The organism is Nostoc sp. LEGE 06077 (genome assembly GCF_015207705.1).
Classification (GTDB): Bacteria; Cyanobacteriota; Cyanobacteriia; order Cyanobacteriales; family Nostocaceae; genus Nostoc_B.
Genome location: NZ_JADEWI010000100.1, coordinates 1 through 11,464, shown reverse-complemented (window position 1 = coordinate 11,464; position 11,464 = coordinate 1). Strand labels below are relative to the sequence as shown.

At 40.6% G+C, this 11,464-nt stretch carries 11 protein-coding genes; 7 read left to right on the top strand and 4 right to left on the bottom strand.

The window, feature by feature from the left end:
• Positions 1–117: 117 nt before the first annotated feature.
• Together IQ244_RS31370 and IQ244_RS31360 are read right to left on the bottom strand one after the other, a co-directional pair.
• Positions 118–408 (bottom strand): hypothetical protein, encoded by a 291-nt coding sequence (locus IQ244_RS31370; RefSeq protein WP_228059280.1) that lies wholly within the window; start codon positions 406–408, stop codon positions 118–120.
• Between the two features lie 360 nt (positions 409–768).
• A complete protein-coding gene (locus IQ244_RS31360; protein WP_416209799.1) occupies positions 769–978 on the bottom strand; it encodes a nuclease A inhibitor family protein in 210 nt (69 codons plus the stop codon).
• Here IQ244_RS31360 and IQ244_RS31355 point away from each other — a divergent pair.
• From IQ244_RS31355 to IQ244_RS31330, 6 genes are all read left to right on the top strand, one after another.
• A complete protein-coding gene (locus tag IQ244_RS31355; RefSeq protein WP_193900577.1) occupies positions 965–1,114 on the top strand; it encodes a hypothetical protein in 150 nt (49 codons plus the stop codon). The genes IQ244_RS31360 and IQ244_RS31355 overlap by 14 nt on opposite strands.
• Positions 1,115–1,294: 180 nt before the next feature.
• Positions 1,295–1,678: a hypothetical protein gene (locus IQ244_RS31350; protein ID WP_322746147.1), complete on the top strand. Its 384-nt coding sequence runs from the start codon at positions 1,295–1,297 to the stop codon at positions 1,676–1,678.
• Positions 1,678–2,109: a type II toxin-antitoxin system VapC family toxin gene (locus tag IQ244_RS31345; protein WP_193900576.1), complete on the top strand. Its 432-nt coding sequence runs from the start codon at positions 1,678–1,680 to the stop codon at positions 2,107–2,109. Before IQ244_RS31350 ends, IQ244_RS31345 begins: the two co-directional genes overlap by 1 nt.
• Positions 2,110–2,291: 182 nt before the next feature.
• Positions 2,292–2,894, top strand: a complete 603-nt coding sequence (locus IQ244_RS31340) for a ParA family protein (protein ID WP_193900575.1) — start codon at positions 2,292–2,294, stop codon at positions 2,892–2,894.
• Positions 2,891–3,379: a hypothetical protein gene (locus IQ244_RS31335; RefSeq protein ID WP_193900574.1), complete on the top strand. Its 489-nt coding sequence runs from the start codon at positions 2,891–2,893 to the stop codon at positions 3,377–3,379. Before IQ244_RS31340 ends, IQ244_RS31335 begins: the two co-directional genes overlap by 4 nt.
• A 192-nt stretch (positions 3,380–3,571) precedes the next feature.
• Complete coding sequence (locus IQ244_RS31330; protein ID WP_193900573.1) at positions 3,572–3,880, top strand: RNA recognition motif domain-containing protein; 309 nt, start codon at positions 3,572–3,574, stop codon at positions 3,878–3,880.
• Positions 3,881–3,954: 74 nt separating this feature from the next.
• On the opposite strand, the gene IQ244_RS31325 is transcribed toward IQ244_RS31330, so the two are convergent.
• Positions 3,955–9,342 carry an ATP-binding sensor histidine kinase gene (locus IQ244_RS31325; protein WP_193900572.1) on the bottom strand — a complete coding sequence of 1,796 codons (5,388 nt, stop codon included), beginning with the start codon at positions 9,340–9,342 and terminating at the stop codon, positions 3,955–3,957.
• A gap of 456 nt (positions 9,343–9,798) precedes the next feature.
• Between IQ244_RS31325 and IQ244_RS31320 the strand changes: the two genes are divergently transcribed.
• Positions 9,799–10,164, top strand: coding sequence for a nuclear transport factor 2 family protein (locus IQ244_RS31320; RefSeq protein ID WP_193900571.1), 366 nt, complete (start codon positions 9,799–9,801; stop codon positions 10,162–10,164).
• Between the two features lie 211 nt (positions 10,165–10,375).
• Here IQ244_RS31320 and IQ244_RS31315 read toward each other — a convergent pair whose 3' ends face one another.
• Positions 10,376–10,849 (bottom strand): shikimate kinase, encoded by a 474-nt coding sequence (locus IQ244_RS31315; protein WP_193900570.1) that lies wholly within the window; start codon positions 10,847–10,849, stop codon positions 10,376–10,378.
• Between the last annotated feature and the right edge of the window lie 615 nt (positions 10,850–11,464).

The window sequence follows — 11,464 nt, the reverse complement described above, 5'->3', positions numbered from 1 at the left end:
GGTCAAATGCTTGGATGGAACGGTGTAAGAGTTTGGTCAAAAACTTTGAAAAAACCCTCACGCATGCCACAGCAAAGCTCAACCTTTGCTTCATTAGACTGATACTTAAACGGTTAGCTAACGAATAGATCCCAAATGGGTTCTATAAGTTTTTTCGATAAAATTCACCCAATACTCGACACTGGGCTGCCACTGCTTTTTCCCTCTACGTTTACCAGCATCCGCGCGTTTGGTTTTGGCTATTGCGGCTAATCCTTCAATGTCTGCCTTAGACAACATACGGGTAATGGTTCTTGGATGCTTCCCTAATTTTTGCGCCCACTGTCTGATACGTTCCTGTTTGCCATTACCAGAATTAGTACGGATATCCTCTATCGCATCCATTTTCAAGAGAATTTCTCTTTTCATCTGGGCATCCTCAATTTGCTCAATCAAGATTTTGTGGTCTTGTTAAGTGGGAGCCGTCAACTCCATGCCTATGGGTGTCACCTCAAACAGATTATTTTGTTCACCTTGGCTAACTTTCTTTTCTAGCATTGCTGCTTTTAAATATCACAAACGTGCAACTTCCGCTTAAAACGGCATTTAATTATTTAAGCTTAGAGGAGCCACTTTTTCAAGAAAAGGCTTTTAATTATTTAAATTTTGAGGAGTCAGTTTTTAGAGAAAAGGCTTTTAATTATTTAAAAGCCTTCAAAGAATATAAAAGCGGTAAAAAGCATAAAGTCCTTACTCTCTAAGCTTCTTAGCCTCTAAAACAGCAAGACATTAATTCCTTAAAATTGACAAATAATTCTTTAATGGACAGCAGGAGACTTGACAATGACTTGTTTGCTGCAAGACTATTTCCAGTGTCACAGGAGGTGCAACTCCTTCCCACAAACAAACCTCAATTGGGTAATCTGACTCACTCATAAACAGCAAGCCTTCCGATGCCTGTTTTAGCTGTTCTAAAATTTCTGAGTTGGTTTTAGTCATATATCACAATCAAGCGAACGCTCAAACAGTATCATTCATCTGGCTGCATATTCACCACACCCGTAAGTTGCATTCATTCACCAATGCGATCGCCTTGCTATTTGTCGGTAAAGTCGAGCAACCTGTGTGTCTCTGAAGTTAGTTAATTGCTTAACAAGCTGATTTGTTTGTTCATTAACGTAGACTCGGAGCTTAAGACAACGTGGAGTGCTTAGAAACATGGGTAATATACATCTGATTTAAATATCTGAATACTCAGCTATTTAGATGTCTGGATACCCAGATATTTGTACATCCGACTAGCTGAGTACCCCTTTTGCGAGAATATGCTTTTATTTCTAGTGAAGAAAATAACAGGATAATTAAGGTAATTCTTAAAATCGTTGAGTATGAGTTACTGGATGCGAATATGGAAACAATGAAGTTGCAATCTCATATTGGGACAGATGGTATCTTGCAAATCCAAACACCCACTGATTTAAAAGATACTCTTGTTGAGGTAGTGGTGATTATACAGCCGTTACCCAACGCAGAAGTTGCCACATCCTCAGAAGCCCAAGTGCAATATAACGCTTGGGGAAAGCCCACAACGAAAAAATCGATAAGTAATGCAATTGCCAGAATGCAAGAACTGCGGCGACAAGTGGCGTTAGATAAAACGTCGCTCCGTTCCATGATTGAAGAGGGGCGAAGATTTTAATGCAGTTTGTTTTGGATTGTTCTGTAGCAATTAGCTGGTGCTTGGTGGATGAAAATAACGATTACGCTAATGGCATACTGACAATGATGCTGGATGCAGAAGCATTTGTACCAGGAATTTGGTCATTGGAAATTGCTAATGTTCTACTGGTAGCTGAACGGCGTCATCGTATGACTACTGAACAATCCTCCGAAGCTATTGCTTTGTTACAGTCACTATTAATCCAGGTTGATACGGCTACAGATGCAAACGCATTGGGTGCAACACTAGTGCTAGGGCGACAAGAAGGTTTAGCAGCTTATGACGCAGCTTACTTAGAATTGGCATTGAGGCTGGGATTGCCCTTAGCAACGATTGATCAAAGATTAGCCCAAGCAGCTACAAGATGCGGAGTGGATTTGGTCGTTGTTGATGAGGAAACGTCTTCTTAAGGGTAGGCTCCATAAGTAAGAAAGTATCTATTTTACATAAGCTGGACAATGTGTCAACACTGAACTTGAGAAATAAATTGTTGTTTCGGATACTTGAATATCTGGATACCCAGACATTCCTACATCCATATTTAATGTATGTAAGTGCGATATGATTTTTCCATCTTTTACACGGGGAGATTATGCCGATCATCTCTCTTAGCTCATTTAAAGGCGGAGTTTCAAAAACAACTTCAGCTATCTGCCTTGCCTCACTGTTTTGTGATGATGGGGCAACCTTAGTTATTGATGCTGATCTGAACCGTTCAGCAACTACATGGGCAAAACCAGGAGGGCTACCGTTTCAGGTTTGTGGAGAAAAGGAAGCGGCCAAGCTGATGCGCTCACATTCGTTCGAGTACATCATTTTTGATACGCCTGCCCGTCCTAATGATGCGGAAGTGGAAGATTTAGCAAAAGGTTGTGATTTGCTCATTGTCCCAACTCCACCAGACATATTGAGTATGGATGCAATGGCACTGATGGCAAAATCTTTGCCACAAGGTACAAACTGGAAAGTTCTATTGACAATGATTCCTCCACCGCCGCAAAAGGATGGACTTGAGGCGATGTCCGCATTAAAACTACAAAATTATCCCGTTTTCAGTCGCGGAATTCGGTTTTACAAAGCTTATAAGGATGCGGTGGCTAGTGGAGTTCCTATTTATAAAGTTCGTGGGGGAAAGTTAGCATGGCGGGATTGGACAGCAATAAAAAACGAAGTAATTCAGGCAGTAAAAGGGTGAGCCGATTTAGCGAAGTTTTAGGTGCAGCACAAAAAAGTACCCAAAAATTTGGGTACCCGGAAATTCAGCCATCTGAACAGCCAGTTGTTCAACCAGTTGATGATTCACAAAGCCAACAATCCGCTTCTATAAATACTAACCTTAAAACCCAGCTATCTAAAAAAACAGATATTCAGCCACCTGGATACCCAGACATTCAGCAACCCGAAAAATTAACTATCCAGACAGCTAGTAAGTTAAAGAATCAAGATAAATTAGCCAAGCGTGAGAATCCCGACTACACACAAACTACTTTTCGCATTCCTAAAAAGCTGAGTAGGCAGATTAACCGTGTGTTGATGGATTTAGCTGATGAGGGGGTAGAAGTAGATCGCAGTGACTTACTGGAGGAATTAGGCAATGCTTTTATCCGACTAGCTGATGAAGTTGGTGTAGTAGAGGCATTAGAACAAATTAAAAATCTGAGTATCCAGATAGATGAGTAGGCAACTGAAGCGATCGCTGGCTCATCATATTACTATTTAACCATCTATTAACCATTTACTGGATGCGTAGGTTTACCTTCTATGTCATTCTAGAAAGCGAGAGTTAATTCGGTGACAGTGTTTGTTTTGAGTATTCACAGGTTTTTCTCCGAAATTTAAATCTCTACACATTTCTGATTTTGGAGAAAATCGATGTCAATTTATGTAGGCAACCTCTCTTATGAAGTTACAGAAAACGATCTTAAGGGTGTTTTTGCTGAATATGTTACGGTAAACCGGGTTCAAGTACCGAATGACAGGGAAACAGGCCGTCCGAGAGGCTTCGCTTTCGTGGAGATGGGAACAGACGCTGAGGAAACAGCTGCTATTGAGGCTCTTGATGGTGCTGAATGGATGGGTCGCGCCCTCAAAGTTAACAAAGCCAAGCCCAGAGAAGACAGAGGTTCTTCTGGTGGCGGACGGGGCGGATATGGTGGCGGCAGTGGACGCGGACGCTACTAAGTTGTGAAACCGGAAATTTGAGAGAGGGATTGTTCATAAAGGCGCACTGTTGTGCGCCTTTATGAACAATCCCTCTATATGGGAAGAGAAATGATAAACTCTGTCCCCTCGCCCAGAACAGAATTAACTGTGATTTTACCACCGTGTTTTTCTTCAACAATTTGACGGGCTATCGCTAATCCTAATCCCGTACCTTTACCGACTTCCTTGGTAGTAAATGAACGGTCAAATATTTTTTCTTGGACTTCTGCACTCATGCCTTTGCCGTTATCAGCAATTGATATTTTGACGTATTGATGATCTATGATTGATGTTGTGATTGTGATGCGGTTAGGATAAACTTTAATCTCGGCAAAACTCTTACCAATACTTGCTTCTTCTAACGCATCAATAGCATTGGCAAGAATATTCATAAATACCTGATTTAATTGCCCAGGAAAACAATTGACTAAAGGTAAATCACCATAGTTAGTAATTACTTCAATTGCTGGGCGTTGTTCGTTAGCTTTGAGGCGATACTTGAGAATTAAAATTGTGCTGTCGATTCCTTCATGGAGATTAAATTGTACTTTGTAGTCTTTGTCAGTGCGAGAAAATGTCCGCAAGCTAGTGCTAATATTTTTCAACCTGTCGCACGCCATGACCATTGCATCGATTGTTTTAGGTAAGTCTGCCAAAAGATACTCTAAGTCAATTTCCTCCGCATGGTCTTGAATTTGATCACCAGGATTTTCAACAACTGCTTGATAGAGGTTGAGATGTTCAGTCAGGTCAGCTAAATTGGGTTTAGTTTGTTTGAGAGTAGCAGCAATAAAACCAAGAGGATTATTCATTTCATGAGCAACGCCAGCGACTAAATTGCCCAAAGCTGACATTTTTTCACTTTGAACTATCTGCAATTGGGCATTTTGTAAATCAGTGAATGCTTGCTCTAACTTTTGGGCATATTCTTGAGCAGATTCATAAAGTCGGGCATTTTCTAGAGAAATGGCAGCTTGAGCGCAAATTAAATTGAGTATTTCGACGCGATCGCTTGTGAATGCCCCTGTGATTAAACTATTTTCCAGATATAGAATACCCATTAACTTACCTTGATGCAAAATCGGGCTGCACAAAATACTTTTTGGCTGTTGGTGGATAATGTATGGGTCGTTGGCTAAGGTGGTATCTGCGGTTGCATCTAATAAGACAACAGTTTGTTGATTGTGCTTGACTTTGTAAATTAGCTTGTGGGGAATATCTTGGCTGTCTTCAACCCGAAGGTTCTGCAATACCACTGGGTTTGTTCCCTGGGTAATTGAGCCTTTAATTACCAGGCGAGCATCTCGCAACAGCATTAACACGCACTTATCAGCCCCAGCATTTTCAATCACAATTCTCAGTAAGGATGAAAGCAGTTTTTCTCGTTCGATTTCCCCAGATATCGTTTGAGATGCTTTGAGAATAGCTTTTAAATCTAGAGTATCTGAGACACTGCTGCTAGAACTGGTAGATGTGACACTCCCCAAGGATAAGATAGTTTCGTTAGTTGAAACAACAGAACGGCTTTGCTGTAATATGGGGGCGAGTAGTTGGGGATAGCGGTTTTCTAAGTCTGTGACTTTGGCTTTTGCTCCCCAACGCGCATAAGCATAATAAGCTTCAATCATGTACTCTCTGGCAATACGCTGTTTACCCCAATCTCGGTAGAACTTTGCTGCCAGTTCGTTAGCAAGTGCTTCTTCTTGGATATATTCATTGGCTTTAGCTCCAGATATTGCCCGATCGTATAGTTCACTGGCTTCGGCTTTGTTTCCTAAGACTCGACATTTTTCCGCCGCTACCAAATCGAACTTATGCTGATAATTCATCGGTGCATAGTGCGCCCAGTGCTGTAAAAGAGTTTGGTTTTCTGCTACTCGCTCTAATGCGGTTGATACTTCGCCTGAAAGGTGAGTCAATTGTTCTAGAGCAATCAAAGAATCATAGAAATAAAATGCAGGTTCGCAAACTGTACTTGCACCTCCCATGAAATAGTTTCTGCACTCAAGCGCAAGGTTGTTTGCTACCTCAACTTCCCCAAACAAAAAGCCAAGGGTCAACTTATATGAGTAAAACATATATAAGCCATGCCAATCATTTGCAGACCGCAGCAGAGGTAGAAATTCTGTCTCTTGGAGTGCAGAGCTAGAAAAAATAGTGGGATGTTCTGCAAAACCCAGTAAATTTAAAATCGCTTGCCAATAGATCAGACAGGAATTTGCCGAGCCTAACTGCTTCAATTGCACTAAAGCATGATAGTAATTGCGTGTATTTTGCTCCAACTCAGCCAGGGGTTGACCGCAGTAAAAAGCATTCCGACAGAGAGTTTGAATACAATATCCAGCATATTCCAGGTTGCCAATCTCTAGCCCCAGCGTGTAGCCCTCCTTCAAAAGGAGTAAGGTTTCTTTGATGTGATAGCTTCGGTGGAAAATATAACCACCTAGTAGTAAAAATACTTCAGGTTTCGGCGCTTTATCATCGAATTTTAAAGCGAGATGCAATGCCAACTGGCCAAACTGTGCAGCTAAATCTATATCTTTCTTGATGTTAGAGAGAACCAGGCTGTAGCAAGCATAGTTAGTAGCAGAAACAGAGATATTTCCGTGTCGCAGAGATAATTTGACGACCAAGGTCGTTAATAATGGATACAAAAGAGAGCCACAGATGTAAGCCGTTGCCATGATACTGCTGGCGATCTGGGTAATGGCTATTTTGTTAGCATCGGTCATAACAGGGAGATCGGCAAAATCTTCAACTTTTTGGTCGCCAATGAATTCGCTAATTTCTTGGATTGATTGCTGAATATCTGCCATTATGGGTGATTCGGTCATCCTTATCCCCAATTGTTGTAAGAGATTGATGCCGATGCCCAATACTTCAGTAAATTGCATTTGGGAAACCTTGGCTTGAATCCTAATGCGGTAAACATTGACCTTTTCTAGTAAGTCATGCGCCTGTTCAATGACAATATTAATGAACTGTTCCATCGTCTCAAAATCACCGCTAAGCATTGCCACTTCTGCCACTACTTCATGGAAAGCGATGGTCATTTCATACTGCTGTTGCCAAGCTTTCTCTCCCAACAAAGATAATCCCACGGCAGTATATTCACGCGCTGCTTGATAGGCGGTCGAACTTTTGGCTTTGCGACAAGCAATTAAATTGAGTTGGGCTAATTCTTCTCGTTGGTTTTGTTGGGTAATTAAAGCAGTTCCGTTATTTAATTGATTGACGATTTCAAAAATCCGGTCTTCTCTTGCTTGTGCGGAAATCTGTTGCAGCAGTAGTTTTCCAATTTGGTAATGAGTTGCCTGTTTTTGGTCATCAGGAATTAGAGAATAGGCAGCTTGTTGGACGCGATCATGTAAAAATTTGTATCTAACGTTGTCTTGATTTTTATGTCCTAAATCTTGAGTTTCTTGCCCAATATAAAACTTATACAAATCACTAATTGGTAAAACTAAACCCTCTTGCAATGCTTTCCACAAAGAATCCGATGTTTCGATAACTGTTTGCTCTGAAACAATAGCTAAAGTATTTAAATCAAAAGAATTGCCAATACAAGCAGCTAACTGCAACATTTGTTGAGTTAATGGCGGTAGTTTTTGCAATTGAAAACTCATAAAAGCCACAACATCATCTGTAACAGCTTGCGCCGTCACTTCTGCCATATCACATTGCCAACAACCTAACTCAAAGTCAAATTGAATCAGTTCATCTTGATGCAATGCTTTGAGAAACTGGGTAGCAAAGAATGGATTTCCCTGAGTTTTTTGAAAGATTAATCCAGAAAGTTTCCATACCAAATTTTCAGAAGATTTGAGTGTCTCAGCAACTAATTTATTGACTTGTAATTGACTTAGTGGTGCTAAAGTAATTGTATTCATCGTTGCTGGTGATTTAGCAATGTCACTCAAAGTCAACATTAATGGATGTCCAGGGTTAACTTCGTTATCACGGTAGGCACCAATAATGAAAAGATATCCGGTATCAGCCATTAATAGCTGCATTAATTTTAGTGATGCGGAATCAGCCCATTGCAAATCATCTAAAAATATCACTAAGGGATGTTCTTTAGTTGTGAAGACTTGGGTGAATTTTTGAAATAATAAATTAAAGCGATTTTCTGCGGCTGCTCCTGATAATTCGATTGCTGGTGGTTGTTTACAAATAATTTCTTCTAGTTCAGGAATAACATCAATAATAACTTGTCCATTGTCGCCAACAGCTTCTAATATTTTATTTTTCCATTCCTGGATTTGCACATCATTTTCTGTTAACAATTGCCCCATTAAATCCCGGAATGCTTGCACAAAAGCACTGAAGGGAATATTGCGTTGAAATTGGTCATATTTGCCTTTGATGAAGTAGCCGCGTTGTCTGACAATTGGTTTATGCACTTCGTTAACAACAGATGTTTTCCCAATTCCCGAAAACCCAGTCACCAGCATCATTTCTGTTGTACCCTGGCTGACTCTATCAAATGCTTCTAGTAGGGTTTGAACTTCGGTTTCTCGTCCATATAATTTATCAGGAATGATGAAGCGATCGCACAGATCCCTACTAGCAATATCAAAACTTTGAATCTCACCAGTTTCTTTTAACTGGATTAAACATTTCTCTAAATCAAATTTCAATCCTAATGCACTTTGATACCTATCTTCGGCATTTTTTGCCATCAATTTGCTGACGATTTTTGCGATAACTGAGGGGATATCTCGATTAATTTCATGTATTAATGGTGCTGTTTTGGCAATATGAAAATGTACCAATTCCATCGCATCATGAGACTGGAACGGTAACTCATCTGTGAGTAATTCATAGAATGTCACACCCAGGGAATAAAAATCTGTGCGATAATCAATTCCTCGATTCATTCTCCCGGTTTGTTCTGGAGATATATAAGCAAGTGTTCCTTCTAAAACATTGGGGTTAACTAGGGTTTGAGTTTCTCTGGGTAATAATGATGCAATACTAAAGTCGATTAATTTAACTTGTTTGGTTTGGGGGTTGATTAATATATTACTGGGTTTGATATCTTTATGAATAATGCGCTGATGATAGAGTAAATCTAATATGTTGCAGATAGCGATCGCTATCACTAAAAATTCTTCTAAAGATTGTTGTGTGTCTCTAGTTCCCCCCTTCTTAAGAGAAATCCCCCCAAAGTCTTCCATAACTAGTGCATAACCATTTTGGCAAGGTTCTAGACTGTAGGTTTGGACTATCAGGGGGGAGTTAAGATTTTTGGCAATTGTGTACTGGTTGCGAAACAACAAAAGTTCGTTAAAGCTGGGATAAGGATTTTTTAGTAATTTAACGACTACTGGTTGTTGATCAACTTCTCGATAACCTCGATAAACTTGGGTTCGGGAGCCATTGTAGAGTTCTTCGCTGATGCTATATCCGGGAATATTCTCAATAAGAGTACTAGTCATACCCTAAATCTTTAAAATGTGTGGATTTAGTATTCCCAAATGATTAACTGAATTCTCTATGTAATCGTAAAAACTTATACCACTATTAGGGGTAAATATAGCATAGCTGACACTAAGGGCAAGATAGTCTGAAAGTATTGCTTTGAAGAGCTTTCAGACTATAAGATTTTCAGATAGACTAACACTAGTATTTTTAGACACATTCACTTTGCCTTAATTGACAACCTAACATTTAGAGCGGGATCGCTGTGCTAAAAAGGTCTAATCGTACAAATCAGAAATTTAGAATCCCGACCGCGCAATGCTGCTATGCGGTCGCACCCATCTTAAACACTTGTGGGAAATCCTCGAAATAAACCTGACATCAGGTATGATAGTGTCGATTAAAAAAGCTTCAGCTAAACTCTGTACAATAAATTATTAGTCCTTACTGTATCTGGTTCACCATACTAATAAATGTCAGATCAATCTGCACTCCTAATCGAACTGCTCCGTGCGGCGTACGCAGCCTTCAACGCGCGAGACATTGACGCTGCCCTTGCCCTCATGACTCCGGACGTGGCTTGGCCGAAAGCCTTCAAAGGCGGTTTTGTCTGTGGGACTGAAGAAGTTCGCGCTTACTGGACGGAGCAATGGAGCGAGATCAATCCGCACGTCGAGCCAGTTTCCTTTTACTCAGAGGAGTCCGGACGCATTTTGGTCTCGGTGCATCAAGTCGTGCGTGACTTGGCTGGAGTAATTCTTGCTTCCGAGTATGTGGGACATCGATTCACCCTTGAACACGGCTTGATTCAAGCTATGGAAGTCTGTCCACTTCCATAGTCCACCCCAAAGGCCTAACCACGCGCAAAGAACGAACAGGCATTTCTAGGGCGGACTTCTTCTGTATCCAGCGTGAAGTAAGCATCCGTACAGAAAGTTACACGCTGGGATTTGATGAGCCGCTTTTAATACTGGGATGGCGTGCGTACCCACATAGCCTAGGCTGTCTCCACGGATAAGACTGTACCAATTGAAGTTTGAGATGATGGGGTTATGCGATAATTTCATGTTTTCTGCCATTATATTGATTAAATATTGAACGATGGGATGAATAACCGAATTCATCTGAGCGTTCTTCATATTGTTGAATCCAATTTTGTAGAAACTCGAATGTTTGTGCCTGCTCCTCGGTTGATTTGAATTTGTGTGGCTCCCAAGGTCGATGGCGATTATTTTCAAGACACTTACTAATGCCGGAATTTAGGAAATATATTTCAGTTGAGAATTCGATAGCAGCTTTGATTAGGCTACTGTAGCAGCCTTCAATTACCCAAGAAGGATTACTTTCTATGAAGTCTTTTAGATCCTTTTCTGAATCTTTTTGAGGGCGGCGTATAGCTATTTGGTTTGGTTCCCAAACAATAGTATCGAGATCAAGAATTGGAATACTAAGATCTTTACCAAGTTTATTTGCCAGAGTGCTTTTTCCAGAACCGGAATTGCCAAATATTAAAATTCGATACATTGTGGTGATTTAATTAAGGTGTAGCAGAGTGATTTCTCAATTTTCCAACAACTAAAATTATTGATTCCGCCTATTTAGGATGAAGTTGAATCGGCAATTAAAACTGCTTCTACCTCTGCAAGTGTCTCATTGCAGAGGTAGAAATTTGCTTATGAATACTTGAGATACATCTATTAACTTGCACCAGCTTCAGCTACGGCAAGCGTAATCCCATCATTGCGAACCAAAACTGCTCGCGTAGCATAACTTTTAAGCAGAAGGACGACAGGTCATGACCCCTTCTTTCTGTGTATTGGCATTGGGTTTACTGCCCATCGCTCGAACTTTTATCGTTGGTTCATAGCCAGGGTAACAACGCACCAAAACTGTATCTTGGGAGCGGGTCACATACAGAATATAAACTGGTTTGCCTCCTAGGTAGGCAGGTACAAGATTAGGGGGAAGGGCGGCAGTTGCAACAATGCTTGACTGGTTAACAGAGTGTATACCCCTCTTCTGTCACTTTCCGAGTATTCTAAATAAAAGGATTAAAAGAAAAAACTCTGGAAGGTAAGCAGGGCAATGGATGTGGAATTACAAATCCTGAAACATTTACGTCGAGACGCTCACCCAACA